Origin of the sequence: Kitasatospora sp. NPDC052868 (assembly GCF_044547105.1) — a bacterium.
GTDB lineage: Bacteria > Actinomycetota > Actinomycetes > Streptomycetales > Streptomycetaceae > Kitasatospora.
On the sequence record NZ_JBITZW010000014.1, the window covers coordinates 119,319 to 142,867 of the forward strand.

20 protein-coding genes and 1 riboswitch are annotated in these 23,549 nt (G+C 72.1%); of the genes, 6 read left to right on the top strand and 14 right to left on the bottom strand.

Going from position 1 to position 23,549, the window contains the following annotated elements:
* Window positions 1–1,168: 1,168 nt before the first annotated feature.
* From ACIGZJ_RS23900 to thiC, 5 genes are all read right to left on the bottom strand, one after another.
* Window positions 1,169–1,321 carry a thiamine biosynthesis protein ThiC gene (locus tag ACIGZJ_RS23900; RefSeq protein ID WP_396459129.1) on the bottom strand — a complete coding sequence of 51 codons (153 nt, stop codon included), beginning with the start codon at window positions 1,319–1,321 and terminating at the stop codon, window positions 1,169–1,171.
* A 48-nt stretch (window positions 1,322–1,369) separates the two neighbouring features.
* The gene (locus tag ACIGZJ_RS23905; protein ID WP_396459130.1) at window positions 1,370–3,061 is read right to left on the bottom strand and encodes a DUF885 domain-containing protein; all 1,692 of its coding nucleotides are present in this window, start codon (window positions 3,059–3,061) and stop codon (window positions 1,370–1,372) included.
* A 275-nt stretch (window positions 3,062–3,336) separates the two neighbouring features.
* On the bottom strand, window positions 3,337–3,489 hold the full coding sequence (locus ACIGZJ_RS23910) for a thiamine biosynthesis protein ThiC (protein ID WP_396459131.1): 153 nt from the start codon (window positions 3,487–3,489) through the stop codon (window positions 3,337–3,339).
* Between the two features lie 112 nt (window positions 3,490–3,601).
* Complete coding sequence (locus ACIGZJ_RS23915; protein WP_396459132.1) at window positions 3,602–4,942, bottom strand: hypothetical protein; 1,341 nt, start codon at window positions 4,940–4,942, stop codon at window positions 3,602–3,604.
* 197 nt (window positions 4,943–5,139) lie between these two features.
* Window positions 5,140–6,963, bottom strand: a complete 1,824-nt coding sequence (gene thiC, locus ACIGZJ_RS23920; protein WP_396459133.1) for a phosphomethylpyrimidine synthase ThiC — start codon at window positions 6,961–6,963, stop codon at window positions 5,140–5,142.
* Window positions 6,959–7,093: riboswitch (TPP riboswitch) on the bottom strand. Its footprint overlaps the gene before it by 5 nt.
* A 96-nt stretch (window positions 7,094–7,189) precedes the next feature.
* On the opposite strand from thiC, the gene ACIGZJ_RS23925 reads away from it, so the two are divergent.
* The 3 genes from ACIGZJ_RS23925 to ACIGZJ_RS23935 all read left to right on the top strand — a co-directional run bounded on the left by ACIGZJ_RS23925 (window position 7,190) and on the right by ACIGZJ_RS23935 (window position 12,070).
* Entirely contained in the window at window positions 7,190–7,396 is a 207-nt protein-coding gene (locus ACIGZJ_RS23925) for a hypothetical protein (RefSeq protein WP_396459134.1), read from the top strand.
* Window positions 7,397–7,602: 206 nt separating this feature from the next.
* Window positions 7,603–9,087 (top strand): SPFH domain-containing protein, encoded by a 1,485-nt coding sequence (locus ACIGZJ_RS23930; RefSeq protein WP_396459135.1) that lies wholly within the window; start codon window positions 7,603–7,605, stop codon window positions 9,085–9,087.
* A 223-nt stretch (window positions 9,088–9,310) separates the two neighbouring features.
* Window positions 9,311–12,070, top strand: coding sequence for a PKD domain-containing protein (locus ACIGZJ_RS23935; protein ID WP_396459136.1), 2,760 nt, complete (start codon window positions 9,311–9,313; stop codon window positions 12,068–12,070).
* Between the two features lie 143 nt (window positions 12,071–12,213).
* Here the strand turns inward: ACIGZJ_RS23935 and ACIGZJ_RS23940 are convergent, their stop codons facing one another.
* Window positions 12,214–12,414 carry a DUF5326 family protein gene (locus ACIGZJ_RS23940; RefSeq protein WP_392930172.1) on the bottom strand — a complete coding sequence of 67 codons (201 nt, stop codon included), beginning with the start codon at window positions 12,412–12,414 and terminating at the stop codon, window positions 12,214–12,216.
* A 276-nt stretch (window positions 12,415–12,690) separates the two neighbouring features.
* Here ACIGZJ_RS23940 and ACIGZJ_RS23945 point away from each other — a divergent pair, with 276 nt between their 5' ends.
* Window positions 12,691–13,983 (top strand): hypothetical protein, encoded by a 1,293-nt coding sequence (locus tag ACIGZJ_RS23945; protein WP_396459137.1) that lies wholly within the window; start codon window positions 12,691–12,693, stop codon window positions 13,981–13,983.
* 82 nt (window positions 13,984–14,065) lie between these two features.
* Here the strand turns inward: ACIGZJ_RS23945 and tenA are convergent, their stop codons facing one another.
* Window positions 14,066–14,734 (bottom strand): thiaminase II, encoded by a 669-nt coding sequence (gene tenA / locus ACIGZJ_RS23950; RefSeq protein ID WP_392930177.1) that lies wholly within the window; start codon window positions 14,732–14,734, stop codon window positions 14,066–14,068.
* Window positions 14,735–14,780: 46 nt separating this feature from the next.
* A complete protein-coding gene (locus tag ACIGZJ_RS23955; RefSeq protein WP_396459138.1) occupies window positions 14,781–15,098 on the bottom strand; it encodes a cupin domain-containing protein in 318 nt (105 codons plus the stop codon).
* Between the two features lie 96 nt (window positions 15,099–15,194).
* On the opposite strand from ACIGZJ_RS23955, the gene ACIGZJ_RS23960 reads away from it, so the two are divergent.
* Complete coding sequence (locus ACIGZJ_RS23960; protein ID WP_392930182.1) at window positions 15,195–15,572, top strand: phage holin family protein; 378 nt, start codon at window positions 15,195–15,197, stop codon at window positions 15,570–15,572.
* Window positions 15,573–15,672: 100 nt separating this feature from the next.
* On the opposite strand, the gene ACIGZJ_RS23965 is transcribed toward ACIGZJ_RS23960, so the two are convergent.
* Together ACIGZJ_RS23965 and ACIGZJ_RS23970 are read right to left on the bottom strand one after the other, a co-directional pair.
* Window positions 15,673–16,098: an SsgA family sporulation/cell division regulator gene (locus ACIGZJ_RS23965; protein ID WP_396459139.1), complete on the bottom strand. Its 426-nt coding sequence runs from the start codon at window positions 16,096–16,098 to the stop codon at window positions 15,673–15,675.
* Between the two features lie 238 nt (window positions 16,099–16,336).
* Window positions 16,337–17,062, bottom strand: coding sequence for an IclR family transcriptional regulator (locus tag ACIGZJ_RS23970; protein WP_396459140.1), 726 nt, complete (start codon window positions 17,060–17,062; stop codon window positions 16,337–16,339).
* A gap of 443 nt (window positions 17,063–17,505) precedes the next feature.
* Between ACIGZJ_RS23970 and ACIGZJ_RS23975 the strand changes: the two genes are divergently transcribed.
* Window positions 17,506–18,072, top strand: coding sequence for an NUDIX domain-containing protein (locus tag ACIGZJ_RS23975; protein ID WP_392930187.1), 567 nt, complete (start codon window positions 17,506–17,508; stop codon window positions 18,070–18,072).
* Window positions 18,073–18,127: 55 nt separating this feature from the next.
* Here ACIGZJ_RS23975 and ACIGZJ_RS23980 read toward each other — a convergent pair whose 3' ends face one another.
* The 4 genes from ACIGZJ_RS23980 to ACIGZJ_RS23995 form a co-directional block, all read right to left on the bottom strand.
* On the bottom strand, window positions 18,128–19,741 hold the full coding sequence (locus ACIGZJ_RS23980; RefSeq protein WP_396459141.1) for a globin domain-containing protein: 1,614 nt from the start codon (window positions 19,739–19,741) through the stop codon (window positions 18,128–18,130).
* Between the two features lie 217 nt (window positions 19,742–19,958).
* The gene (locus ACIGZJ_RS23985) at window positions 19,959–21,299 is read right to left on the bottom strand and encodes a dihydrolipoamide acetyltransferase family protein (protein ID WP_396459176.1); all 1,341 of its coding nucleotides are present in this window, start codon (window positions 21,297–21,299) and stop codon (window positions 19,959–19,961) included.
* Between the two features lie 5 nt (window positions 21,300–21,304).
* Window positions 21,305–22,267 (bottom strand): alpha-ketoacid dehydrogenase subunit beta, encoded by a 963-nt coding sequence (locus tag ACIGZJ_RS23990; RefSeq protein ID WP_392931009.1) that lies wholly within the window; start codon window positions 22,265–22,267, stop codon window positions 21,305–21,307.
* Window positions 22,268–22,350: 83 nt separating this feature from the next.
* Window positions 22,351–23,493 carry a thiamine pyrophosphate-dependent dehydrogenase E1 component subunit alpha gene (locus tag ACIGZJ_RS23995; protein WP_396459142.1) on the bottom strand — a complete coding sequence of 381 codons (1,143 nt, stop codon included), beginning with the start codon at window positions 23,491–23,493 and terminating at the stop codon, window positions 22,351–22,353.
* Window positions 23,494–23,549 lie beyond the last annotated feature (56 nt).

Here is a 23,549-nt window from a genome sequence, read left to right on the forward strand (position 1 = left end):
CGGTCCCAACGGCGCTCCCGGTGCGCCGGGTGCTCCCGGTGCACCCGGTCCCAACGGCGCTCCCGGCGCCAACGGCTCGCCCGGTGCTCCGGGTGCTCCCGGCCCCGACGGTGCGTCCGGCGTGGCCGGTGCTCCGGGTGCTCCTGGCGCGCCCGGTCCCAACGGCGCTCCCGGTGCGCCGGGTGCTCCCGGTGCACCCGGTCCCAACGGCGCTCCCGGCGCCAACGGCTCGCCCGGTGCTCCGGGTGCCCCGGGGCCTAATGGTGCCCCTGGAGCTCCTGGTGCCAACGGCTCACCCGGTGCCAACGGTCTCCCCGGCGCCAACGGTTCACCCGGCGCCAACGGTCTCCCCGGTGCCAACGGTTCACCCGGCGCCAACGGTCTCCCCGGTGCCAACGGTTCACCCGGCGCCAACGGTTCGCCCGGTGCCAACGGCTCACCCGGCGCCAACGGCTCACCCGGCGCCAACGGCTCACCCGGCGCCAACGGCTCACCCGGCGCCAACGGCTCACCCGGAGTACCCGGACCTGCAGGCCCGGCGGGACCCGCAGGCCCGGCGGGGCCCGCAGGACCGCCCCAATCGCCAGGCGGTCACGGTGGCCAGGGGCACGGCGGTCACGAGCAAGGTGATCACGGGAACGACCAGGGCAACCACGGCAACGTGCCAGGCGGTCACGAGCAGGGCGGCGGTCCCGTTCAAGGCGGTCACGGCCAGGGCGGCAACGTACCAGCCAGCGCCGTTCAAGGCGGTCACGGCCAGGGCGGCAACGTACCAGCCAGCGCCGTTCAGTACCCGAAGGAGTCGGAGCAGGCACTCGCCGCCACCGGCGCAGGCGGATCGATCAACATCGTGGTCGGCTCGGCGGTAGCCATCGCCCTGGGCGGTGGACTTGTCATCCTCGTGAGGCGAAGCGGCCGAGCCGCAGCCCGCCGACGGCACTAGGGCTTGCCCCAGCAGGAGACGCCAAGGACGACGCCCAGGAGCCCCCGTTGAAGCACGTCGCCGACAGCCGGTCTCTACTGCCCGCGATACTGTCGGCGAATCTCACAGCGACGGCCGAGGACTGGCCGGAGCCGATCGTGACCACCTGGGACGCCTGACGTCGTTTGCACGCACCGGTCCGCGCTCCCCCCTCCGGAGCGCGGACCGGTGCGATACGGGCGACGGTCAGTCGATCAGCGGGAGGTGGACCCGGTTGCCGTGCTCGGCGAACTCCTCGGACTTGGCCTGCATGCCGGCCAGGGCCTCGGCGTCGTAGCCGGAGGCGACCGCGCTGGAGCCGTCGCCGTGCTCGTCGCGGATCTGCTGGGAGATCTTCATCGAGCAGAGCTTCAACCGAACCAGGACGGTCGGTCGGATCTTTCCGGTCTACAGCGCCGCGAGGTTGTCGACCAGGTCGTCGAGGCCGAAGGAGCCCTGGGAGAGCGCCTTCATGTGCCAGTTCTTGAGGTCGAAGGCGGCGCCGTAGCGGCGCTTTGCGGCCTCGCGGCCCTGGAGCCAGGCGCGTTCGCCGAGCTTGTAGCCGATGGCCTGGCCGGGCCAGCCGAGGTAACGGTCGATCTCGCCGTTGCGGCGGGCGGCCGGACTACCGTTGTAGGTGGCCATGAACTCCGTGGCGAGCGCCGGGGTCCAGCGCTCGCCGGGATGGAAGCCCGAGTCGGCGGGGATGGCGAGTTCGAGGTGCATGCCCAAGTCGATGATCACCCGGATGGTGCGCAGCATCTGCCCGTCCAGGAAGCCGAGGCGGCGCGCGGGGTCGGTGAAGAAGCCCAGGTCGTCCATGAAGCGCTCGGCGTACAGGGCCCAGCCCTCGATGTTGGCGCTGACGATCCCCTCGGTGACCTGGTAGCGGCTCAGCCGGTCGGCGACCGCGACCCACTGGGCGAGCTGAAGGTGGTGGCCGGGGACGCCTTCGTGGTACCAGATGCTGACGAGCTGCCAGGTAGGAAAGCTGTCCCGGCCGAGGGTGGGCAGGTAGGTGCGTCCGGGGCGGCTGAAGTCGAGGCTCGGGCCCTGGTAGTAGGGGCCGGCGGCGCTGCCCACGGGCGCGATCAGGGACTCGACCTTGCGGATCGGGCCGGAGATGTCGAAGTGGCGGCCGTCGAGGGCGGTGATCGCGTCGTCCATGAGCTGCTGCAGCCAGTCGCGGATGGCCTCTTCGCCCTTGATCTCGTGGCCGTGCTCCTCCAAGTGGCGCGTGGCTTCGAGGACGGTGGAGCCGGGCAGGACGCGCTCGGCTTCGGCCCGCATCTCGGCGACCGTCCGGTGGAACTCGCTCCAGGCCCAGGCGTAGGACTCGTCCAGGTCGAGGTCTGCACCGGTGTTGTGGCGGGCGGCGCGCAGGTAGCGCTCGCGGCCGACGGCGTCCGGGGTGTCCGCCGTGGCGGGGGCGTAGGTATCGCGCAGCCAGTCCCGGAACTCGGCGACGGCCGCGGTGGCCTGGCGGGCGGCGTCGTCCAGCTCGGGGCGCAGCCGGTCGGTCCCGTCCGCCACGAAGTCGGCGAACCAGCCCGCACCACCACCCGCGTGCTGTCCGGCGGCCTCCCCGGTCCAGTCGGTCAGCTGGCCGATCACCCCGGCGGCCTGGCGGGGGGCGGCGAGCAGGCCGCGGGAGATCCCCTCGGTGAGGGTGGCCCGGTAGCCGTCGAGCGCGCCCGGGAGGTTGCGCAGCCGTCCGGCCACCGCCGCCCAGTCCTCGTCGGTGGCGGTGGGCATGAAGGTGAATATCGTCCGCACCTGGTGGACGTGCGCGCCTATGGTGCGCAGCTGTCGGAAGTTCTCTCCGGCGTCGTGCATCGCGAGCTCGGATGTGAGGCGTTCCCGCAGCAGTCTGGCGCAGGCCTGTTCGGCGGGGTCGTCTGCGGCGGGGGCGGCGTCGAGTGCGGCGAGGCTGCGGCGGGCGAGCTCGGCGTGGGCCTCGAAGCCCTCCGGCGAGAGGTCCGGCTGCCGGTCGTCGCCCGGGTTCAGGCCGAGCCATGCGGAGGTCATCGGCTCATGTGCGGCCACCTGGTCGAGGTGGTTGTCGGCGATGCTGCGCGGAGTGATCGATTCATCTGCCATATGATCATCCTGACGTACCGTCGGATGACGGTACAACGTTGGCCGCAGGGCCAGCAGACGCCGTTCCGACACGTGACGGCAGGGCAGAAACCGCCTGCGGGTACGGCCCGTTACCTGCCGCCGTGCAGGTTCCGGCACCTCAGACGGGGGCTCGGATGACCTCCATGACCATCACGGCGCACCCGATTCGTCGGATGCCGCGAGCGCACAACGCCGAGGCGCTGCTCCGGGAAGCCCCCTCTTCCTCCCGGAGCAGCGCAGCTCAATGGTGCAGCTCAGTCCGCCAGCGGGAGGTAGACCCGGTTGCCCTGGGCGGCGAACTCGGCGGACTTCTCGGCCATGCCGGCCACCGCGTCGGCGTCGTAACCGGCGTTGACGGCCGTGGAGCCGTCGCCGTGCTCGTCGCGGATCTGCTGGGAGATCTTCATCGACGACAACTTCAGTCCGAAACCAGCACATCGCGTCTGAATGCGCCGACGTGATGCCTTCTGAGCGGCATCGAGGCGCGACTCGGGGACGGCTCGGCGTGCCGTGGCAGGGTCAGCGCCGCGGGTAGACGAGGACGGGGCCGATGCCGGTGTCGGCGCCGAAGACCGCGGCGTCCGCACCGATCAGGTCCGGGACGAGTGTCCCGGCCGGGAGCGCGGATGCCTGGCCGGTGGCCAGGACGACCGAGGTCGGTGTATCGCTCAGGCCGCCGGTGTTCTGGTCGGGTGTCTTGGCGTTGCCGTACGCCGTTCCGTCCTTGTCCACCGTGGTCAGTTGAACGGGGTTGCGGGCGCCGGTCGCCTCGAAGCAGTAGCCCTTCTTCTCCTGCAGGTCGAAGACCGCGAAGTCGGCGATCAGGTAGCGGCCGTCGGACGACAGTCGGGGCGTGGCCTTCTTCCCCGTGCACTCGACCGTGGCGAGCACTTGGCCGGTCCCGCCGTCGTGCACGGCCCAGACGGACCTGTCGTTGTCGTGCCCGGTGGGCGGCCACGCGGCCACGACATGGCCATCGGTTGATCCGTAGGCCGTCACTGTGCTGGAGCCCACGATGGCGCTCGCCCCTGCGGGTACCACGTCGCCGCTGAACCAGCCGCCGAGCGCCCAGAAGGCGCCCCGGCCCTGAACCAGCGGGCCGGCCGGGGTCAGCGCTGCGACACCCGTACTGGTGTTGCAGGAGCCGAAGGCCAGCTCGCAGGGCTTGGGGGCGTTCAGGGCGGCGTTGTTCCGGTCGTACGTGGTGACCTGGCCCGAGAGTACGTCCACCACGGCCGTGGACCGGCCCAGTTGCACCGCGGCGAGGCCGCCGTCGCGCTGAACGCCGTAACCGGTGGCCTTGTCCGGGACCGTGGTCTCCTTGACCGGCGCCGCCTCACCGCTGGACGCCGTGTCGTACGCGGCAAGCCGTGTGACGCCGCTCGCCCGGTTCACGCCGTCCCCGCCTTCGGCACCCGTGACCGCGAGGACCGCGTATTCCTTACCGGCCTTGTGCGTGACGAACACCATGGCGTCGGCGTCCAGGCTGTCGCGCGTGGGATTCGCGACCGGCTTGCTCCGCCAGCGGATCGCGCCGGTCTTCGCGTCGTAGGCGAGGACGCTCGCGGTCTTCTTGTCCTCGGAGATCGAACGGAACAGGATCAGTCCCGCGTCGGATGCGACAGCCGGACCACGCAGGTTCCCGTCCTTGCCCGCCTCGACCTCCCATCCCCTTGTACTGTCAAACGCCGCCGGAATCGGTTTGGCCGGCACGGCAGACCGGGACGGCACGGCAGACTGGGACGGCACGGCAGCCGAGGTCTGCGTCCGGGACTCCTTGGGATCAGCTGGACCCGACGAACCTCCACACGCGGTGAGTGAGAGTGCCGCGAGCGTCACGAACGCTCCCGCCTTCGCCATTGACCTGACCATGCGCTTCCCCCAAAACCAGCTCTGCGCAGCCACTATGACCGTACGACAGGTTTCCCATTCCCGGCACGGAGAACCGTCCCACCATGGCAGCACCCGGCCGCCCGCCTCGTCCACGGGATTTCGGGTGCCCGGAGACAGCAGAGCGCCGCCCCGAGGTGATCGGGGCGGCGCTCAGGTGTCCTGGGTCAGTCGGCCATCGGCAGGTAGACCTTGTTGCCGTGGGCCTTGAACTCCTCGGACATGGCCTTCATGCCCTCGACAGCCGTCTCGTCGTACTCCGGCGAGGCCTGGCCGTTGCCGAACTTCTCATTGATGGATTTGCTGATCTTCATCGAGCAGAACTTCGGGCCGCACATCGAGCAGAAGTGGGCCGTCTTGGCGGGCTCCGCGGGGAGGGTCTCGTCGTGGAAGGAGCGCGCGGTCTCCGGGTCGAGGGCCAGGTTGAACTGGTCCTCCCAGCGGAACTCGAAGCGGGCGTCGGAGAGCGCGTCGTCCCACTCCTGGGCGCCGGGGTGGCCCTTGGCCAGGTCGGCGGCGTGGGCGGCGATCTTGTAGGTGATGACGCCGGTCTTCACGTCGTCCCGGTTGGGCAGGCCCAGGTGCTCCTTGGGCGTGACGTAGCAGAGCATCGCGGTGCCCCACCAGGCGATCATCGCGGCGCCGATACCCGAGGTGATGTGGTCGTAGCCGGGGGCGACGTCCGTGGTGAGCGGGCCCAGGGTGTAGAACGGCGCCTCGTCACAGATCTCCTTCTGGAGGTCCATGTTCTCCTTGATCTTGTGCATCGGGACGTGGCCCGGGCCCTCGATCATCACCTGGACGTCGCGCTCGCGGGCGATCCGGCCCAGCTCGCCCAGGGTCTGCAGCTCGGCGAACTGCGCCTCGTCGTTGGCGTCCGCGATCGACCCCGGACGCAGGCCGTCACCGAGCGAGAAGGTGACGTCGTAGGCGGCGAGGATGTCGCAGAGCTCCTCGAAGTTGGTGTAGAGGAAGTTCTCCTGGTGGTGCGCCAGGCACCAGGCGGCCATGATCGAGCCGCCGCGCGAGACGATGCCGGTCTTGCGACGGGCCGTCAGCGGCACGTACCGCAGCAGCACGCCGGCGTGGACGGTCATGTAGTCGACGCCCTGCTCGCACTGCTCGATGACGGTGTCGCGGTAGACCTCCCAGCTCAGCTCCTCGGCCCGGCCGTCGACCTTCTCCAGCGCCTGGTAGAGCGGCACGGTGCCGATCGGCACCGGGGAGTTGCGCAGGATCCACTCACGGGTGGTGTGGATGTTGCGGCCGGTGGAGAGGTCCATGACGGTGTCGGCGCCCCAGCGGGTGGCCCAGGTCATCTTCTCCACCTCCTCCTCGATCGAGGAGGTGACCGCGGAGTTGCCGATGTTGGCGTTGATCTTCACCAGGAAGTTGGTGCCGATGATCGCCGGCTCCACCTCGGGGTGGTTCACGTTGACCGGGATGACGGCCCGGCCGCGGGCCACCTCGGCACGGACGTACTCCGGCTCCAGGCCCTCGCGCAGGGCCACGAACTCCATCTCCGGCGTCACGATGCCGCGCTTGGCGTACGCGAGCTGGGTGACGGCCGCCCCGCCGCGTCCCCGCAGCGGGCGGCGCGGCCGGCCGGGGAAGACGGCGTCCAGGTTCTTCAGGTTCCCGCCGCGCGGCGAGGTGTGCTTGATCCCGTCGTCCTCGGGGCGGGCCTCGCGGCCGTCGTACTCCTCGACGTCGCCGCGCTGGCGGATCCAGGAGTCGCGCAGGGCGGGCAGGCCGCGCCGCACGTCGGGTTCGTACGCCGGATCGGTGTAGGGCCCGGAGGTGTCGTACAGGGGGACGGTCCGGCCGTTGGTGAGCACGACCTCGCGGTACGGGACGGCGAGGTCGGGGCGGGAGCCCTCGCGGTAGGCCTTGCGCCAGGCCGGGGTCGGGTAGCCGGTGGAGGTGCTGCTGGCGGTGCTGCCGGCGGCGGACGTCCGGGCAGACTGCGGCTGTACATCAAATGCGGTCATCAGACCTACTACTCCCTACGCCGGCATTACCCGGTCAGGTTCCTGCGGTCGACGCAGCGGTTGGCACGTACACCGACGTGCCGTTCAGCGCCCTCTCAGCCCGGTGCTCCGAGCTCCCGTGTCCGCAGACGGTGTTGCCTGCGCATGACGTCCAACACCGTAGCGAGCGGATCGCCGCTGGTCCAGACGGCTTCCAGCCAGTGGGAAGGGCTGGCACACTGGCGGCATGGTGGGGGCGACCGGTCGGGTGACCGGGAGGATCGGTCCGGGTCTGGTCGGCGAGGTGCTGCTGCACGTCCGCGAACGGCAGGGCACGGAGGCGTTCCTCGCGTACCCGGCCGTGCCCGGCGAGGTGCTGGCGCCCGGCACACCGGTGGTCGTGGTGGAGTACCAGCCGCCGCGCACGGTCTACGTCGCGCACGCGCTGGGCTGACGCCGCGGCGCCCTTTCGACAACCCGCCTGCCACCGTCCTGACGGGGTCTTGACGCGGTCTTGACGGCCCTGGTGCGAAGTCGGGACGAAAAGTCCTTCCCACTGATCGACAAGAGGCGCAGAATCCCTGCTGCCACCGCGTTCCGCGCCATCCTGCAACAGAGCGCAGCCACGGAACCGGTGTGCCCTGAAGGGGGAATTCGCCGATGCTGATCGGCATCGCGGGGGCGGTCGTCGCCTCCATCGTCATCCTGATCGTTCTCTTCAAGCTGATGTGGCGGGTCGCCGAGCCCAACGAGGCCCTGATCATCTCCGGTTCCAGGCACCGCACCGAGGGTGTCGGCGAGGGCCTGGGCTTCCGGATCGTCACCGGCCGGGGCACGCTCGTCACCCCGGGCGTGCAGGTGGTGCGCAAGCTCTCCCTCGACCTGAACGAGGCGGACCTGGACGTCGAGTGCGTGACGTCGCAGGGAATCCCGGTCCACGTCAAGGGAGTTGTGATCTTCAAGGTGGGCGACGACACCGTGTCGATCGCCAACGCGGCCCGCCGCTTCCTCGACCAGCAGGAGATGATGGGCCACCGGGTCCACAACGTCTTCGCCGGTCATCTGCGGTCCATCGTCGGCGGGTTGACGGTCGAGGACATGATCCGCGACCGCGAGCGGCTGACCGGGGAGACCAGGGCCGCGTCGGGCTCCGAGATGGAGAAGCTCGGCCTGATCATCGACTCGCTGCAGATCCAGGAGATCATCGACCCGACCGGGTACATCCAGAACCTGGCCGCCCCGCACGCCGCCGCCGTCATGCGGGACGCCCGCATCGCCCAGGCCGAGGCGGACCGCCAGGCCACCGAGGCCGAGCAGGAGGCCTTCGCCCGCAAGGCCGAGGCGACCCGCAACAGCGGTATCCAGCAGGCCGGTTACCAGGCCGAGCTGGAGACGGCGACCGCCCGCGCGATGCAGGCCGGACCGCTTGCCCAGGCCGCCTCCCGGCAGGAGGTCGTGGTCCAGGAGACCAAGGTCGCCGAGCTGGAGGCGCACCGCAAGGAGCAGCAGCTCCAGGCGGACGTCCGCAAGCCGGCCGACGCCCGTGCGTACGAGACCCGCACCAAGGCCGAGGCCGACCGCGACGCCCGGATCTCGGCCGCGCAGGCGCAGGCCAAGGAGACCGAGCTCAAGGCGGCCGCCGAGGCGAACCGGGTGAAGGTGGCCGCGTCCGCCGAGGCGGAGGCCACCAAGGCCCGCGGTCTGGCCTCCGCCGAGGCCACCCGGGCGACCGGCCAGGCCGAGGCCGCCGCGGCCGAGGCCAAGGGCCTGGCCACCGCCGAGGCCACCCGCGCCCTGGGTCTGGCGGAGGCCGAGGCGATCAAGGCCCGGGCCGCCGCCCTGGCCGAGAACCAGGAGGCCGTCGTCGCCCAGCAGCTCGCCGAGAAGTGGCCCGAGATCGTCCGCGCCGGCGCCGAGGCGTTCGGCAACGTCGAGCACATGGTGCTGCTGAACGGCGCCGAGGGCATGGGGGACATGTTCGCCAAGGCCCTCACCATGGGCGGCACCGGCCTCGGCCTGGCCCGCCAGCTGCTCGCCACCATGCAGGTGGCCACCCCGGCGGACCAGACCTCCCCGGCCGCCGCCAAGACCGCCTCTCCGGCCGCCGCCGCGGTGCCGGTCCAGCAGATCCCCGTCGAGGGCTGACCGGTTCGTCCTGGTTCCACGTCAAGGTGCCCGTCCGCAGCGGTTCTCGGGCGGGCACCTTGGTGTCAGAAGGATTCCGACAACGGCACCCTGACGACACCAGTGATCACACCCGGCCCCATAATGCTCACATCTGCTCCGCAGGCCGCCCGCGCCGTCCCGCTGACGGGCGCCCACGCGTCGAGCAGCACCGACATTCATCACGCTCAGGGGGAAGCACACCGTGCGCCTTCGTCATGTCGCCGGCCTCAGCGCCGCCGTCGTCTCCGCCGTCGTCGGACTACCTCTTCCGGCCGTCGCCGCCACACCCGCCGCGGTCCTGTACGTCGACAACGGGTGGAACACCACCTGCGACGACCACGGCACCGGCACCGCCGCCAAGCCGTACTGCACCGTCCAGGCCGCGGCCGACGCCGCGCAGCCGGGCCAGACCGTCCAGATCGCCCCCGGCACCGAGTACGCCGGCGACGTCACCCTCACGCACTCCGGCCAGCCCGGCAAGCCGATCACCTTCCGCGGCGCCCCGCTGACCGACCTGGGCAGCTACGACCTGCCCGCGGTCAAGCCCTCCTCGGGCAAGCCGGTCCGGCTCTCCGGCGTCCACGACGTCGTCCTCACCGGTCTTGAGCTGTCGACCGTGGACGTCGCCGACTCCGCCCGGGTGCAGATCTCCCGGAGCTGGTTCGAGGGCTCCGGCTCGACCGTGCCGGTCACCGCCCCCGCCGTACGGGTCTCGGGGTCGAGCGAGCAGGTGACCGTCGCCCAGTCGGTCTTCTACCGCACCCTCGGCGTGTCGGTCGGCGCCGGTGTGAAGCAGACCACCGTCGTCGGCAACCAGTTCAGCAAGTCGAACGGGACGGCGATCGACGCGACCGACGCCACCGGCACGATCGTCACCAACAACACCCTCACCGACGGCATCACCTCCGGTCTCGCGCTGAACGGCGCCTCGACGGGCTCCGCGGTCTACAACAACATCGTCAACGGGTCGACCGTGACGGTCTCGGCGGGCTCCGCCGCCGGCACCACGCTCGACTACAACATCGTGCACCCGGTCTCCGGGCTGCCCGCCTACAGCTGGGCCGGGACGGGCTACCAGACCCCCGCCGCGCTGACCGCGGCCACCGGACAGGGCGGCCACGACATCGACACCGCCGTGCAGCTCGGCGACCCGCTCGCCGAGCCGGCGCAGGCCGCCGCGGCCGCCATCGACTCCGCCGACCCGCAGGCCCCCGGCATCCTCGACCAGGACCTGCTCGGCAGCGCCCCGATCGACAACCCCTCCGTCGCGAACTCCGGCCCGAACGGGACGTTCCGCGACCGCGGCGCCTACGAGGTCCGCGGCCTGGGCGGCGTCACCCTCAACGTCGTCGGCACCGTCCACGAGTACCCGGGCGGCCCGGCCCCGCTGACGGTCGACCTCACCGCGGACGCCACCAACCAGTGGGACACCACGCTCACCTACACCTTCGACTTCGGCGACGGCACCGCCCCGGTGAGCGGCGCCTCGAAGACCGTCCGGCACACCTACACCGCGATCGGCGAGTTCCACCCGAAGGTGACCGTCACCGACGGCCGCGGCGGCTCGGTGACCACCACCTACAGCCAGCCGGTGCAGGTCGGCGAGGACAAGCCGCTCGGCGCCGCCCTGACGGTGACCCCGGAGAGCGACCGCGACCCGCTCGCCGTGAGCGCCCGGGTCGCCACCTCCGGCCCGTACCGGATCGCGAGCTACTCCTTCGACTTCGGCGACGGCCCGGCCAAGCCGAACGAGGGCTACCAGGTCGAGCGCCACGTGTACGCCAAGCCCGGCACCTACACCGTCAAGGTCACCGTGACCGACGACAACGGCGCCACCGCGACCAGCACCCAGCAGGTCACCGTCGCGTACACCCCCGCGGGCTTCACCGCGATCGCGCCGACCCGGATCCTCGACACCCGCACGGTCGGCAGCCGCTACCCGCGGCTCGGCGGCGGCGACACCATGGAGCTGTACGTCCGCGGCCGCACCTGGGGCGCCACCGACGTGGTCCCGCCCGGCGCGACCGCCGTCGTGCTCAACCTGACCGCCACCCAGGGCACCGCCACCAGCCACCTGGACGTGTACCCGGCGGGCGGCGAGCGCCCGATCACCTCGAACGTGAACTTCACCGCCAACCAGGACGTCTCCAACCTGGTCACCGTGCCGATCGGCCCGGACGGCAAGGTCGTGATCCGCAACAACGCGGGCCAGGTGCACACCATCGCGGACGTCCTCGGCTACTACAAGGCCGACGCCCCCGGCGGGTTCACCTCGCTGGCCCCGGCCCGGCTGCTCGACACCCGCAGCGCCGGCGGCCCGATCGGCGAGACCGCCACCCGCCGACTGAAGGTGGCCGGCTCCGGCGGCGTACCGGCCAACGCCACCTCGGTCGTCCTCAACGTGACCGCCACCGAGTCCACCGCCACCAGCTTCTTCACCGTCTTCCCGGCCGGCACCCAGCGCCCCTCCGCCGGCTCCAACCTCAACACCGTCCCCAACCGGAACATCCCCAACCAGGTGATCGTCCCGCTCGGCGCCGACGGCTCGATCGACATCTACAACCACAACGGCAGCTCGCACGCGATCGTGGACGTCTTCGGCTACTTCAGCCCGGACGGCCAGGGCCTGTTCACCCCGGTCACCCCGGCCCGTCTGCTGGACTCCCGCAACGACCTCCCGCTCGGCGGCGGCTCGGTGCGCACCGTCGGCGGCGTCCCGGCCGGCGCCACCGCGGCCGCCGTCAACCTCACCGCCACCCAGACCACCGAGGCCACCCACCTCACGGCCTGGGCCACCGGCAGCGCCAAGCCCGGCACCAGCAATCTCAACGCCACCGCCGGGCTGGACGTCCCCAACCACACCACCATCCCGGTGGACGCCGCGGGCCGCTTCGACATCGCCAACAACTCCGGCTCCACGCACGTGATCGCCGACCTCTTCGGCTACTACCGCAACAAGTAGTCAGGCCCTCCGGCCGCCCGCGCCAAGGGTGGCCGCCCGCGCCAAGGGTGGCCGCCCGCGCCAAGGGTGGCCGCCCGCGCCACGAAACGACCGGCGCCCGCACCCCCGCTCAGGGGGTGCGGGCGCCGGTCGTTTCGTGGCGGTCAGCTCTTGGCCGCCTTCTTCACCAGGACCACCACGGCGGCGGCGATGCCGACCACCACCAGGAGCTTGATCACGAGCATCAGCAGGGCGCCGACCACGCCGAAGACGAATCCGATGATGTTCCAGGCCAGTACCAGCACCAGCACCGGGACGACGATGTTCCGCACCCAGGAGGGCAGCGACTTCCAGAGCTCAGCCATGTCCGTTCCTTCTCTCCCCTCGGGCCGGCTGCCGTCTGGTGCCGCATCCCGCTTGCTTTCGATACTTCGATCGTACGGGGACGCAAGTGGCGGAACGAGGGCCGACGGCCCCCATAGAACCCGGAGATCACCCCGAGCCCGGCACCCGGGACGACCCCCGGGCCCACCCGGGAAAGATCTTGGAACCGACCTGCAACCTCCCCCGGGGTCAACCGTCTATGGGTATACAGACCTCCGGAACAAGCCCGGAGGACAGCACACTTGGGGGGAACCAAGATGCGCGCTCGACCCGCTGTCGCCCTGTCCGTCCTCACCGCCCTGACCCTGACCGCCCCGGTCCTGGCGGCCGCCCCGGCCACCGCGGCCCCGGTCGCCGCCGCCGCGGCCTCCGCCTCCGGCGTGGGCCCGGGCCAGTCGACCACCCCGGCGGCCTTCGTCCCGCTGGAGATCCGGCGGCTCCTGGACACCCGATCCGCCCGCGAGACCCCGGCGGGCCAGGCCCGCCCGCTCACCGCCGGCGAGTCCTTCGACGTGCCACTCTCCGCCTGGAAGTCCCACCCGGAGCGCGAGATCCCGGTCGTACCGCAGTCCGCGACGGCCGTCCTGGTCAACGTCACCGTCACCGACCCCACCTCCGACGGCTACCTCACCGTCCGCCGGGACGGCGACATGCCGGGCGCCCCGGCCACGTCCACGTTGAACTTCAAGGCCGGCGAGACGATCTCCAACACGATCGCCGTCGCGGTGGCCCCGCGCGAGTACGGCGCCAGCCCGCAGATCAACCTCTACAACAACGCGGGCGACACCCACGTGGTGGTCGACGTCCTCGGCTACTACGCGCCCACCGGGACCGACAAGTACGACAGCGTCCGGCCGACCCGGCTGGTCGACACCCGGACGACGGGCGGCAACCGCAGCATCGTCCCGGTCCAGGTCGCCAAGCCCGAACTCGGCACGGCCGGCGCCAAGGCCGTGGTCCTGAACGTCACGGCCGCCGAGCCGAGGAACCACGGCTTCGTCGTGGCGTACCCCTCCGACAAGCCCTACCCGTCCGAGGGCTCCAACCTCAACTACGTGCCGGGCCGGACCACCGCGAACCAGGTGGTCGTCCCGGTCGGCCCCGACGGGAGGATCAACCTCCTCAACACCGGCTCCGCCGACCTCGTCGTCGACATCGTCGGCTACTACGGCCCCTCGGGCCACAACCTGTTCAGCGCCGTCACCGAGCAGCCCCGGCTGCTCGACACCCGGTACGGCAGCGCGCTCATGCCGTTCGCCACCCGGGTGCTCCCGGTGGCCGGCGGCAACACCGGCGTCCCGCCGACCGCCACCGCCGCCACCCTGAACGTGACGGTCACCGAACCGGGCGCCGGCGGGCACGTGGACGTCTTCCGGGCCGACGACATCCGGCCGGGCACGTCCAACGTCAACTTCAACCCGGGCCAGACGGTCGCCAACGGCGTCACCAGCGAGCTGGGCGACGTGCCCGGCGCCGTCGGCATCTACCTCCACTCCGCCGCTCCCGCCCAGGCGATCGTCGACCTGACCGGCTTCTTCACCGCCGGCTGAGCCGACCGCCGGCCCGACCCCGCCGGCCCGACCCGGGCCTCCGGGCCCGGGGGGCCGGCCCCCCGGGCCCGGAAGGGCGGGGTCAGACCGGCCAGACCTCGCCGCGCCAGGCGGCGTCCCAGAACATCCACTCGTAGCGCGAGGTGGTGGTGAAGTGCTCCACCACCCGGCGGCGTTCGGCGGGGGAGAGCTCCTCGCCCAGGCGGTCGGCGAGCGCGAGCACCCGGCGCACCACCGACTGGAAGGCCTCGTCCCCGTAGGTGGCGATCCACTTCGCGTAGAGCGGGTCGGGGGAGCCCTTGGCGAGCAGTTCGTCGCCGACCCGGGCGTAGATCCAGTAGCAGGGCAGCACCGCGCCGAGGGCCTCCGCGAAGGAGCCGCCGTACACGGTGGCCAGCAGGTAGCTGGTGTAGGCCCGGGTGGTCGGCAGCACCGGCTCGGCGGCGGCCTGTTCGGCACTGTCCCCGAAGGCCGTCATGAACTCGGCGTGCATGCCCTGTTCCGCGGCCAGCGCGCCGATCGCGTCGTCCGCGAAGGCCCGCACCTCCTCCTCGCCGGGCGCCTTGGCGGCGCAGACGGCGAGCGCGCGGGCGTAGTCCCGCAGGTAGTGCGAGTCCTGGACCACGAAGTGGCGGAACGCCTCGCGCGGCAGGGTGCCGTCGGTCAGACCGCCGATGAAGGGGTGGTCGAGGATCCTCGCGTAGACCGGCTCGATCGCCGCCCAGAGTTCTTCCGTCAGGCTCAGGCTCATGGCGACGACCCTACTCAGTCCGCCCGCGGGGCGGTCCCCCCGCCGGTCAGTCCTCCGGCGGGGAGAACACGACCAGGACCCGCAGCTCCTCGGTGACGTGGTGGAAGCGGTGCGGCGTCCCGGCGGGGACGTAGACCACCGTCCCGCGGGCCACCGTGGTGGTCTCGTCGCCGACGGTCAGCTCGGCCCGGCCGCTGACCACCTGGTAGATCTCGTCCTGGGCGTGCGCGGTCTGCTGGTCGGTGTCGCCGGGGGAGAGCGCGTAGAGGCCGGCGGACATCCGCGGCTCGCGCAGGAACCGCAGGTACGCGCCGTCGTTCGCGGCGCGCTCGGCGTCCAGTTCGTCCAGCCTGAACAGCTTCATCGGTACCACCCTCCGTGTCCGGGACCACCGGGCATTCAACACCAACATGCCCGGTGAGAGCTTCCCCCGTCCCACCTGGCCTGCGACGCTGGCCCCATGAAGGGTTTCGTCATCAAGACACTTATCAACGCGGCCGCCATCTGGGTGGCCGCCTGGATCGTCACGGGCATCACGCTGGTCGGGGACGACTGGCAGCACGTGAGCCTGACCGTGATCGCCGTGGCACTGGTCTTCGGCGTGGTGAACTGGCTGATCAAGCCGGTGGTGAAGCTGCTCTCACTGCCGCTGTTCGTCCTCACCCTGGGGCTGATCACCTTTGTCATCAACGCCCTGATGCTGCTGCTGACCTCCTGGGTCTCCGACAAGCTCGACCTGAACTTCCACGTCGAGGACTTCTGGGCCGCGCTGTTCGGCGCGCTGATCATCAGCCTGGTCTCCTGGGGCCTCAGCCTGGCCCTCGGCGACGACGACTGACCGACGCCGAGCGGGCGCCCGCCCGGTCCCGTACGAGGGGCCCGTACCCGGTTCGTCCACCGGGTGCGGGCCCCTTCGGCCGCCGGGACCGGGCGGGCGCTCACCCGGCGTTCTCACATCCTCCGAGGATGTCCGCGAGCTTGGCGTCCAGTTCGCCGCCGGTGAGCTCATGCCCCATCGCCACCAGCCGGTCGGTGCGGGCCAGGAAGGCGATCAACGGGGGCGCGGAGGCCTTCAACAGGGCGTCGCCGCCGGGGGAGTGCAGCACGATGCAGACGTCGGACAGCTCCCCGCCGACCGGGTGGATGTGCACGTCCCCCTCACCGGACGGCCGACTGATCCCGTCGAGCAGCAGCTCGCGCGCGAAGACCCAGGTCACCGGCTCGTCGCCGGGCAGGTGGAAGGTGAAGCGGACCGCATACGGGTCGGCGGCGTCGTACTCAAGGTCGACCACGATGCGGAAGGAGAGCTCGTTCGAGACCACGAGGCTCATCACCAGGTGGCCCTGGACTGTGCTGTGCTGCATGGCGCCAGTACCTCTCGTTCTGCCCGGCCGTGCGTGCTGTGGGTCCGCAGGTGGCCGGACAATGCAGTTCGCTGTCATGGAGGGAGTGCGGCTGTGCGATGTCTGTCGTGCGGCTGATTCGGTGGGTTTGTACCGCCGGTCCCTGTTCGATCCTCATCGTCCACGTTTGGGGACGTAGTGGACAAGGTGTGCTTTTTCAAATGGTGAACACGGCGAAACCGGGGCGGCGCAAGGAGCGTCAGAGGACGAACGACGGTGTCATCGCCCCGACGCTCCGCCGGAGTCGCCCGGCGGTGGCGGTCAGCCGGGCGGCCTGTTCGACGGGGAGCGAGACGGCCATCGTGGCCACCACGGCACCGACGGTGATGGGCACCGCCGCGCACACCGTGCCGAGCGCGTACTCCTGGCGCTCCAGAACGGGCATGGTGGGCCGCAGCGAGGAGAGCCGGCGCAGGATGGCGGACTCGTCGGTGAGGGTGGAGGGGGTGAGCCCGGCGGGCGGGTGGCGCGCGAGGTGGTCGCGCCGGGCGTCCTCGGGCAGTTGGCCCAGCAGGCACTGGCCGATCGCATGGGCGTGGGCGGTGGCCCGGAAGTCGGCCCAGGGCTCGACGGCGGGCTGCCCGGGCCCGGCGGCGGTGTCCACCACGTGGATCTCGCCGTCCTGGTAGAGCGCGAAGTAGACGGCGGCGCCGAGCTCGTCGCGCAGCTGCTCCATCCGCCCGCGCAGATCGTGGCGTTCGGACTGCCGGTCGTCGGCCCGGCCTATGTCGTCCACCGAATCCCCGTAGAAGAACCTCCCCTCGGCCCGGCGGAGATAGCCCTCGTGGGTCAGGGTGCGCAGCAGGTGGTACGTGGTGCCGAGCGGCAGGCCGGCGGCACGGGCGAGCTGCTTGGCGGTCGCCCCCTGGAGAAAACCGCCGACGGCCTCCAGCAGGCGCAGCGCCCGCTGGACCGAGGTGATCAAGGTAAGCTGCCGGTCCTTGCCCGCCGGTGACGCGGGGTTCGGTGACACGGGCTCCGGTGACACGGCCACCCCTCCCGTCCGGACCGTACGGGACGGCTCTGCGATCTGATCCATGGCCACACCCAGCCCCCAACCCGAGTCATTGCACCAGGAGGGCATACGGAGTGAAGTGCTCCGATTCGCCCGATAGTCGCTCATTGCAGCACAGGGTAGGCGGAGCTGCAATCACTCTCGCACGGTTCACTTGGCAAAATCCTTTGAATGAAAGGTGAAATGCTGCTTTGATCCGATAATTACAAGAGAATTTCAAGCTTCAACGCCGCTATCCAAGATCCATCAATAGCGCCCCCTGCCCCCGAACGGACGCACCCGGGACGGCCCGCGTTTCGGCCCCGCCGACCTGCGGGAGACTCCCGCACAACGCTCCAGCCCCGGAGGTCGCCATGGGCACCCCGATCCCCCGTCCGCCGCGGCCCGTCGTCAAGCGCACCGCGCGGGCGATCCTGCTGGAGCTGGACCGGGAGGACCCGTACGGCCCGGCCTCGATCGTGCTGATCAAGCGCACCCGGCCCGACTCCCCCCACCCGTACTGGATCACGCCGGGCGGCGGCGTCGAACGCGGCGACCCCACGGTGGTCGACGCGCTGCACCGGGAGGTGGACGAGGAGCTCGGCGGCAAGGTCGTCGACGTCGTCCCCGCCTTCGTGGACACCATCAGCCACCCCCTTCCCCACCCGGCGGGCGAGGGGGGCGCCGTCGACGACGGCACCCTGATCGAGCCGCACGGGGTCAAGGTCCAGCACTTCTTCGTCTGCCGGCTCGCCGCGATGGACCTCACCCGGCGGCACGGCCCGGAGGTGGACGACCCGAACGGCGAGTACGAGGTCGTCCGGCTGCCCTTCACCCGGGAGGGCGTGACCTCGGTGAACGTCGTACCGCCCAGGCTGCGGGCGTACCTGGCGGCCAACATCGAGGGCGTCCGCGCGCTGCTGGCCCCCGACCTCGGCTGAGCCCCGGCCGAAGGGACCGGCCACGCCGACCTGCCGGGCGACCGCGCCCGCGGGATCAGCCCGCCGCCAGCTCGCCCACCAGGTCGTGCCGAATCCGCTCCTGCGCCACCCCGGCCCGCAGCAGCACGCCGACCGCGCGCCGCACCATCGCGGCGGGCCCGCTGAGGTACGCCTCCCGGCCCTGCCACGGCCCGAACCGGCCCACCACCTCGGGCAGTTCACCGGTGAGCGCACCACTGCCGGCCGCCCCGGGACCGGAGAGCACCGGTCGCACCGAGAGCCACGGGTGGCGCTGGGCGAGCCCGCGCAGCGCCTCCAGCTCGTACAGGCCCTCGGCCTGCCGGGCGCCGTAGAAGACCTCCACCGAGCGACCGGCCGCGCCGTGCTCCGCGACCTCCTCCACCAGGGCGCGGATCGGCGCGATGCCGGTGCCGCCGCCCAGGCAGAGCAGGTCCGCACCGGCCGCGTGGTCGACGGTCATCGCCCCGGCCGCCGGGCCCAGCCGCAGGACGTCGCCGGCGGCGGCGCGGTGCACCAGCGCACTGCTGACCCAGCCCGCCTGGACGGCCTTCACGTGGAAGGTCAGCAGACCGTCCGGCCGCGGCGCCGAGGCGAACGAGAAGTGCCGCCAGACCCGCGGCCACCAGGGCGTCTCCAGACTGGTGTACTGCCCGGCCCGGTACGGATAGGCCTGGTCCGGGCGGACGGTGATCTCCGCGATGTCCCGGGTGCGCAGCCGGTGCGACACCACCTCGGCCTGCCACCACGCCGGGGAGGTGCGGGCGGCCTCCTCGGCGGCCTCGATCATGATCGAGGAGACCAGCCGGTAGACCCGGCGCCAGGCCAGCTCCGTCCCCGTGTCCCAGCGGCTGCCCGCGTACCGGGCCAGCGCCTGCAGCAGGCACTCCCCCACCGGGGCGTAGTGGCCGGTCAGCGTGCCGTACCGGCGGTGTCCGCGGCCGAGACCGCTCAGGTAGGCGCGCAGGGCGTCCGGGTCGTCCGCGCTGCGGGCGGCCGCCAGCAGGGCGCGGAAGAGGCGGTCGCGCTGGACGTCCATGGCGGCCGGGAACAGCGCCCGGACTTCGGGGTGGTGCAGGAAGATCAGCGCGTAGAAGTGCGCGGTGGCCCGGTCGGCGACCGGCTCGACCACGGCCAGGCTGGCCCGGATCAGCTCGATGTCCCGTGCGGTGGGCGGCTGTTCGGCCTCGGTGCGCAGATCGGGTGCCGGCTCGGGTGCGGGCTCGGGGCCAGCCGCGGAGTGGGGTGCGTCGATGGTCTGGAGCGCCCAGGCCCGGCTCCACTGGTCGCCCGGCCCGGCCCAGTTGAGGCCGGGCGCCCGGGTGATCAGCGGCTCGATAGCGGGCCCGGCGGGGGGCTGCGTCGCAAACGGCGCCGGCGACGTGAACGACGTCGGCGGCAGCGCGGGGACGGCCGGCGGCTCGCTCGGCGGGGCGGGGACCGCCGGCGGGGCGGACGGCACGGGCGGGAGGTCCGGCGGGTCCAGCGGCACCGGGGGGAGCACCGCCGTGGCCTCGGCCGCGGCCTCGGCCCTGGTGTCCGACGCGATGCCCGGCGTGATGTCCGGCGTGATGTCCGGCAGTCCGGGGACGGCCGAGGCCGCCGCCGAGCCGTGTCCGGTACGGACCAGGAGTGTTCTGCGTGACTTCACCGCAACGTTTCGAGTACCCAAGAGAATCGTTTCGCCTCCGGCCGGCCTGCGCCACCACCTGGCTTGTCCCTGTTGACGTCTCGGTAGCGTGGCACGCCCGAACTGCTCATCCGACAAATCACGCGAAGCCCGGACACCCGCCCCCGGCACGCGCTACTCTCCCTCGATCTGCGGTCGCCTTGCGTGGTGAATCCACCACGCAAGGCGACCACCCCGGTCACAGCTGCCGCAGCAGCATCCCCGGTTGCTCGACGCAGTCCGCGACGAACCGCAGGAACCCGCCCGCGGTACCGCCGTCACAGACCCGGTGGTCGAAGGTGAACGACAGCTGGGTCACCTCGCGCACCGCCAACTCCCCCTGGTGGACCCAGGGTTTGGCAACGATCCGACCGACCCCGAGCATCGCCGCCTCCGGGTGGTTGAGGATCGGGGTGGAGCCGTCCACCCCGAACACCCCGTAGTTGTTCAAGGTGAAGGTGCCACCGGTCAGTTCGGCCGGAGTGAGCGAACCCGACCGGGCCGACTCGGTCAACCGACCCAGCTCGGCGCCCAGTTGCTCGGTGTTCAACGCCTGGGCGCCGCGCACCACCGGGACGACCAGCCCGCGCTCGCCCTGCGCTGCGAAGCCCAGGTGCACCGCCTGGTGCCGGATGATGCCCGAACCGTCCTCCGTCACACTGGAGTTGAGCTCGGGGAAGCGAGCCAGCGCCACCGTGCAGATCCGCGCCAGCAACGCCAGCACACTGACCTTCGGACCGGCAGCGGCATTCAACTGCCGCCGCAGCGACATCAGTTCGGTGGCATCGGCGTCCACCCAGCAGGTCGCTGCGGGGATCTCTCGGTGGCTGCGGGTGAGCTTCTCGGCCACCGCCCGGCGCAGCCCGCGCAGCGGGACGACCTCGGCGGCGGCCGCGGCAGGGACGGTCACCGCAGCCGTGGCGGCCGGGGCCGCGCCGACCGCGGCCGGCCGGTCCAGCGCCGCCACCGCCCGGTCCACGTCCGCCCGAAGGATCAGCCCGTCCCGCCCGGTACCGGTCAGCAGCGCCAGGTCGATGCCGTGCTCACGGGCCGTGCGCCGCACCAGCGGCGAGATCACCGGCACCACCGCCGAGGCCTTCACCGCCACGGGCACAGCAACCGCCACGGGCGCAGCCACTGCCACCGCCACCGGCGCAGACAGCGCCGCCGCCGTCGCGGCACCGACCCGGCGCCGCCGTCCGCCCCGGTCGGGCTCGGCCACGCCGTACCCGACCAGCGGACGCTCGACCCCGGCCGGGAGGCCCTCCCCGTCCACCGGATCCGACCCGACCGCCGGCGCCACCGCGACCGTCACCAGCGGAGCGCCGACCGCGACCTCCTCGCCCGGCTCGCCGTACCGGGCGGTGACCACCCCGCCGTACGGACAGGGCACCTCCACCACGGCCTTGGCGGTCTCCACCTCCACCACCGGCTGGTCGACCGCGATCACCTCGCCGACCTCGACCATCCAGCGCACCACCTCCGCCCCGGTGAGCCCCTCACCGAGGTCGGGCAGGGTGAACTCGCGTACGACGGGCATCATCCTCAGTCCTCCCACTGCAGCCGGGCGACCGCGTCCAGGATCCGGTCCACCCCGGGGAGGTGGTGGTGCTCAAGCATCGGCGGCGGGTACGGGATGTCGAATCCGGTGACCCGCAGCACGGGCGCCGCCAGGTGGTGGAAGCAGCGCTCGGTGACCCGGGCCGCGATCTCCGCGCCGGTGCCGCCGAAGCCGGTGGCCTCGTGCACGACCACCGCCCGGCCCAGCGAGCGCACCACCCGGCAGACCGTCTCGTCGTCGAACGGCACCAGGGTGCGCAGGTCCAGCACCGCGAGGTCCCAGCCCTCGGCCTTCGCCGCCTCGGCCGCCTCCAGGCAGACCGGCAGCGAGGGCCCGTAGGTGATCAGCACCGCCGACGTCCCGGTGCGCCGCAGCACGGCCCGGCCGATCGGCTCGACCGGCGCGGCCGGGTCGAAGTCGGCCTTGCCCCAGTAGAGCCGCTTGGGCTCCAGGAAGACCACCGGGTCGTCGGAGGCGATCGAGGCGCGCAGCAGCCCGTAGGCGTCGGCGACCGTCGCCGGGGTGACCACGTGCAGGCCAGGGGTGCTGGTGTAGTACGCCTCGGAGGCGTCGCTGTGGTGCTCCACCCCGCCGATGCCGCCGCCGTACGGGATCCGGACGGTGATCGGCAGCGGCAGCCGGCCGGCCGTGCGGTTGCGCATCTTGGCCACGTGCGAGAACAGCTGCTCCAGCGCCGGGTAGGCGAAGGCGTCGAACTGCATCTCCACCACCGGGCGCAGCCCGTACATCGCCATGCCGATCGCGGTGCCGAGGATGCCGGCCTCGGCCAGCGGGGTGTCCATGCAGCGGTCCGGGCCGAACTCGGCGGTCAGCCCGTCGGTGATCCGGAAGACCCCGCCGAGGGCGCCGACGTCCTCGCCGAGCACGTGCACGGTCGGGTCCTCGCGCAGGGTGTCCCGCAGCGCCGAGTTGAGCGCCTGCGCCATGGTCGACGTGCGTACGCCCTCGACGGAGGGCCGCCCGGCGGCTCGGCCGCGGGCGGGGGCGGGCGACGGGTGGGCGGTCTGGTTCATCGGTCGTGCACCTCGGCCTCGGCGGCCAGCTCGGCGGACAGCTGGGCGGCCTGCTCCAGCAGTTGCGGGGTGGGCTCGGCGAAGACGTGGGCGAACAGCGACATCGGGTCCAGCTCGGCGTCGGCGTGGAACTCGGCCCGCATCCGGGCCGCCAGCGCCTCCGCCTCGTCGGCGGCCTCCTGCACCAGGGCGTCGTCCAGCAGCCCGAGCTCCCGCAGGTGGCGCTCCATCAGCAGGATCGGGTCGTGCTCGCGCCAGGCCGCGACCTCGGTGTCGTCCCGGTAGCGGGTGGCGTCGTCGGCGTTGGTGTGCGCCTCGACGCGGTAGGTGAGCGCCTCCACCAGGGTCGGGCCGCCGCCCGTCCGGGCCCGCTCGACCGCCTCGGCCAGCACGCTGTGCACGGCGGGCGCGTCGTTGCCGTCCACCAGCCGGCCCGGCATGCCGTAGCCGACCGCCTTGTGGGCGAGCGTCGGCGCGGCGGACTGCGCGGTGAGCGGGACGGAGATCGCGTACCCGTTGTTCTGCACCAGGAAGACGACCGGGGCCCGGAGCACCGCGGCGAAGTTCAGCGCCTCGTGGAAGTCGCCCTCGCTGGTGCCGCCGTCGCCGAGCAGCGCCAGCGCGACCACCGGGTCGCCGTTCAGCCGCGCCGCGTGGGCGAGGCCGACGGCGTGCGGGGCCTGGGTGGCGAGCGGGGTGCAGAGCGGGGCGGTGCGGGTGGCGATCGGGTCGTAGCCGGTGTGGGCGTTGCCGCGCAGCAGCGTCAGCGCCTCCAGCGGGTCCACCCCCCGGGAGACCACGGCGAGGGTGTCGCGGTAGCTGGGGAAGAGCCAGTCGCGCTCGCCGAGCGCCAGCGCGGCGGCGACCTGGCAGGCCTCCTGGCCCGTGGAGGCCGGGTAGACGGCCAGCCGGCCCTGCTTGGTCAGGGTGGTGGCCTGCTGGTTGTAGCGGCGGCCGACCACCAGGCGGCGGTACAGCTCGCGCAGCAGCACGGGGTCGTACTTCTCCAGCGCGGGGGTGCCGAGCAGGCGGACGGGAGCGTCGTCCGGGAGCAGCGGGGCCGGTTCGCTGCGCGGGGCGGTCGCCCCGGGCAGCCAGCCGGGCACCGCCGTGTGGTGTCTGTGGTCGAGAACGGTCATCTCGGGCACCTCCAGGGGTGGCGGGGGCTCCCTACCGATTGTTCGGTCGTCTGTTC

Coding starts and splice junctions, on each gene's coding strand:
- ACIGZJ_RS23900 (WP_396459129.1), bottom strand. CDS start 1,321: ATGAAGATCTCCCAGCAGATCCGCGACGAGCACGGCGACGGCTCCAGC.
- ACIGZJ_RS23905 (WP_396459130.1), bottom strand. CDS start 3,061: ATGGCAGATGAATCGATCACTCCGCGCAGCATCGCCGACAACCACCTC.
- ACIGZJ_RS23910 (WP_396459131.1), bottom strand. CDS start 3,489: ATGAAGATCTCCCAGCAGATCCGCGACGAGCACGGCGACGGCTCCACG.
- ACIGZJ_RS23915 (WP_396459132.1), bottom strand. CDS start 4,942: ATGGCGAAGGCGGGAGCGTTCGTGACGCTCGCGGCACTCTCACTCACC.
- thiC (WP_396459133.1), bottom strand. CDS start 6,963: ATGACCGCATTTGATGTACAGCCGCAGTCTGCCCGGACGTCCGCCGCC.
- ACIGZJ_RS23925 (WP_396459134.1), top strand. CDS start 7,190: ATGGTGGGGGCGACCGGTCGGGTGACCGGGAGGATCGGTCCGGGTCTG.
- ACIGZJ_RS23930 (WP_396459135.1), top strand. CDS start 7,603: ATGCTGATCGGCATCGCGGGGGCGGTCGTCGCCTCCATCGTCATCCTG.
- ACIGZJ_RS23940 (WP_392930172.1), bottom strand. CDS start 12,414: ATGGCTGAGCTCTGGAAGTCGCTGCCCTCCTGGGTGCGGAACATCGTC.
- ACIGZJ_RS23945 (WP_396459137.1), top strand. CDS start 12,691: ATGCGCGCTCGACCCGCTGTCGCCCTGTCCGTCCTCACCGCCCTGACC.
- tenA (WP_392930177.1), bottom strand. CDS start 14,734: ATGAGCCTGAGCCTGACGGAAGAACTCTGGGCGGCGATCGAGCCGGTC.
- ACIGZJ_RS23955 (WP_396459138.1), bottom strand. CDS start 15,098: ATGAAGCTGTTCAGGCTGGACGAACTGGACGCCGAGCGCGCCGCGAAC.
- ACIGZJ_RS23960 (WP_392930182.1), top strand. CDS start 15,195: ATGAAGGGTTTCGTCATCAAGACACTTATCAACGCGGCCGCCATCTGG.
- ACIGZJ_RS23965 (WP_396459139.1), bottom strand. CDS start 16,098: ATGCAGCACAGCACAGTCCAGGGCCACCTGGTGATGAGCCTCGTGGTC.
- ACIGZJ_RS23975 (WP_392930187.1), top strand. CDS start 17,506: ATGGGCACCCCGATCCCCCGTCCGCCGCGGCCCGTCGTCAAGCGCACC.
- ACIGZJ_RS23985 (WP_396459176.1), bottom strand. CDS start 21,299: ATGCCCGTCGTACGCGAGTTCACCCTGCCCGACCTCGGTGAGGGGCTC.
- ACIGZJ_RS23990 (WP_392931009.1), bottom strand. CDS start 22,267: ATGGCGCAGGCGCTCAACTCGGCGCTGCGGGACACCCTGCGCGAGGAC.
- ACIGZJ_RS23995 (WP_396459142.1), bottom strand. CDS start 23,493: ATGACCGTTCTCGACCACAGACACCACACGGCGGTGCCCGGCTGGCTG.